General features: G+C 39.8%; 1 protein-coding gene. It reads left to right on the forward strand.

What is annotated here, in order from left to right; genetic code table 11:
- The first annotated feature begins 43 nt into the window (after window positions 1-43).
- The gene (locus tag Q0277_RS08695; protein WP_297997300.1) at window positions 44-3,301 is read left to right on the forward strand and encodes a hypothetical protein; all 3,258 of its coding nucleotides are present in this window, start codon (window positions 44-46) and stop codon (window positions 3,299-3,301) included.
- Window positions 3,302-3,317: the final 16 nt, after the last annotated feature.

Consider the following 3,317-nt stretch of genomic DNA (forward strand, 5'->3'; position numbering starts at 1 on the left):
TGAGCACTGGAATTTAACTCAATCTAAATTTAAAAATTGCAACTTGATCCAGTCGCAATTTAATGGGCTGGCTCTTCCGCCCGAGCTTTTTATCTCTTCTCGCGATAAAGCTTGCAGTGCGCTTGAAACCATCTTTTCGGGCGAAACTAAAAAGCTATTTATTATTGCTGAGAGCGAAAATGATGTATATGATTTTGTAGCGGCTTACCTTATGACGCTTGAAAAAGAAAAGGCACAAAAATATGCAGATAGGTGTCTTTTTATAAAAGATAAAGATACATGGCAAGCAATATCCGAGTTGCGACGATCACATGTGTTGGTTGCTAGCCCAAGGCTAGGCTTGGATGATGAACAACAAAATTTACTTGCGTTAGCCATAGAAAAAGGGCATGGAGTGATCGTGCCGTTTTGCGATGCCTCATCAAACGGCAATGACGATGTTATAGACCTTAAAAGTCCTCCATCATATCAGATCAAAGAGATACTGACGAAAGCGCAGTTCCCAGATGTTCTTGCAGATGAATTTGCTAAAATAGGAAATAGGAGGCTGTCTGCACTTATGAGATATCTCATAGGAGTCGCAGCGCCGTCGTATGCGAAACGAAATACTGTTCGCGAATTGGCAAAAGCCTGTTTAATAGGTCAATGGGATGAAGAAAATAAGGCTGACATTCAAACCATAGAAGAATTTGTCGGCAAAAGCCATAAAGAATGGATAGAAAAATTTAGAGCTGACGCATTGCGTCCAGACTCTCCACTTGCTTTGATAGGGGGAAAATGGAAAGTTATTTCTCGTGATGAGGCGTGGGATGCCCTTGGAGGCTTGATCTCAAATGATGATCTAGTTCGCTTTAAGAATATGGCGATTTCAGTTTTAGAAGAAAGAGATCCGGCGCTTGATCTGCCAAAGGAAGAACGATACGCCGCTAGCATTTATGGAAAACAATTAAACTATTCGCAAAATATTAGAAAAGGAATTTCTCAAACGCTTGCTTTGATGGGTAGTCGCCCCAAAGCGCTTAGTAACTGCTCTTGCAATGAGGCTTTAAACACTGTAAATTTTATTGTGCGCACATTGCTTGATGGGGCGGATTGGGAGCGATGGGCGAGCATAGATTACTACTTACCGCTTCTAGCAGAGGCTTCACCTAGTGAATTTCTTGATGCTGTAGAGTCGGAATTAGTTGATATTTCGAATTCTCCTTTTCATAAACTATTTGAACAAGAAGGAAGTGGGATTGAAGGTCGTAATTATATGTGCGGCCTGTTATGGGCTCTTGAAAAGCTGGCATGGTCTCCTGATTATTTATCAAGAGTAGCGGTTATCTTGGCGGATCTTGCCTCTATTGATCCCGGCGGATCTTGGGCAAATCGTCCTATAAGATCGCTTGTGAATATATTTTTACCTTGGCATGTGCAAACTGCCGCAAAATTTGATAAAAGAAAAGCGGCGATCAAAGCCGTGATAAAAAATCAACCTAAAATCGGATGGTCTCTGCTGCTAGAGTTGCTTCCGCAAGGTTGCCAAGTCACAAGCGGAAACTATCGCCCTATTTGGAGAGATTTTATCCCGTTAGATTGGAAGGATGGTGTATTTCAAAATGAATATTTGGAGCAAATTGCTGCTTTATCCGAGCTTATGATTGATTTAGCAAAAGAAGACGTGGATAAATTTATTGAGCTTATAGAAAGGCTTTCAAATTTGCCCAAAAATGCATACGATTTTATTCTTGATTATTGCTTGTCGGATAACATAATAAATTTGCCCGAAGAAAAACGCTATTTGGTTTGGGAGAAACTTGATGAGATTGTGCGTCGTCATAGAAAATTTTCTAATACTAACTGGGCATTGCCCGAAGAAAAACTTTGCAAAATCAAAAACATAGCCGATAGTCTTGCGCCATCTTCGCCGGAAATAAAATATCGTTATTTATTTAATGGCGTAGTTTTTGAGTTATTGGACGGAGATGGTGACCGCGATACGCAGATAGAAAGGCTCGTTAAAAAACGCAATTCCGCTATAAAAGAAATTTTGGACAGCGGAGGTTTGATAAAGTGCATAAATTTTGCCAAAAAAGTAGCTTCGCCGTTTGATGTAGGTCGAGCTTTGGGCGAAATAGAATATGATTTGATTGAAAATGAACTATTGCCAACATTTCTTGATTCAAATGATGAAGTTGAAAAGCAGGTTTTAAGCGGGTATGCACGGATCAAATTTTATAAAATCGGCATTAATTGGGTTGATATGATTATGCAAAAAGATTGGTCTTTAGAGCAACGCGCTAAATTTCTACTGCTTTTACCTTTCAATGAAGAGGTATGGGAAACGGTTTCTAAATATTTAGGAGAAAACAGCGAGGGTTTGTACTGGAAAAATATTAGAGTTAATCCTTATGAATCAGGCAGCGATCTAAATGAAGCAACCGAAAAATTGCTTACGTATGGGCGCGAAGGTGCGGCCGTTATCTGTGCTGCTCACAAGGCAAATAAAGCCGAGATTAATGAAACCTTAGCGGTTCGTTCGTTTATCTCTGTTCTTAATAGTGAAAGCGGTATACAAGAACTTATTAGTTATAGCTACGTAGCTTATGATGTAGTTGAGCTAATTAAGCGTCTTCAAAAATCAAAAACTATAGATCAAGACATACTGCTTAAAATTGAATCTAGGTTCTTTTCTTGGCTAAAAAGATTTTCTACAGAAGAATCCCCTACAACAATCGAGAAAAAACTAGCTTCCGATCCGCAATTCTTTGCCGATATGATTGCTCTCGCCTTTCGTTCCAAGTATGATAAAAGCGACAGTACTAAAGAAATAGATGAGAATAAACGCTATCTGGCCCAAAATGCCTACGATATTTTATATGAATGGAAACTTTGTCCGGGAGTTAAAGAAGATGGAAAATTTGACGAAAATGCATTTAAAGAGTGGATCAAGGAGGCCAAAAGGATTACCGAAGAGACGGGGCATATAGGAGTTGCTAGGCACTATATTGGACAAATTTTAACTTATGCGCCTGCCGATCCGGGCGGACTTTGGATCCATAAAGCCGTGGCCGATATTTTAGATGCTAGAGATGCCGATAAAATACGCTCCGAATTCACGCTCACGCTTTTTAATCATCGCGGAATACATACTTTTACTTACGGGCGGGAAGAGCGAGAGCTTGCTAAGCAGAATCAAGAAAAAGCCGAAGCCCTTGATGCGGAAGGTTTTACTAGATTCGCAACGATAATGCGTGAGTTCGCTGAGCAATATTTAAAAATAGCTAACGAAGAGGAAAAAGTGGATATTTACGAGTAAAAGCATTTTATGGCGG

It is taken from the genome of uncultured Campylobacter sp. (genome assembly GCF_938030815.1).
Classification (GTDB): Bacteria; Campylobacterota; Campylobacteria; order Campylobacterales; family Campylobacteraceae; genus Campylobacter_B.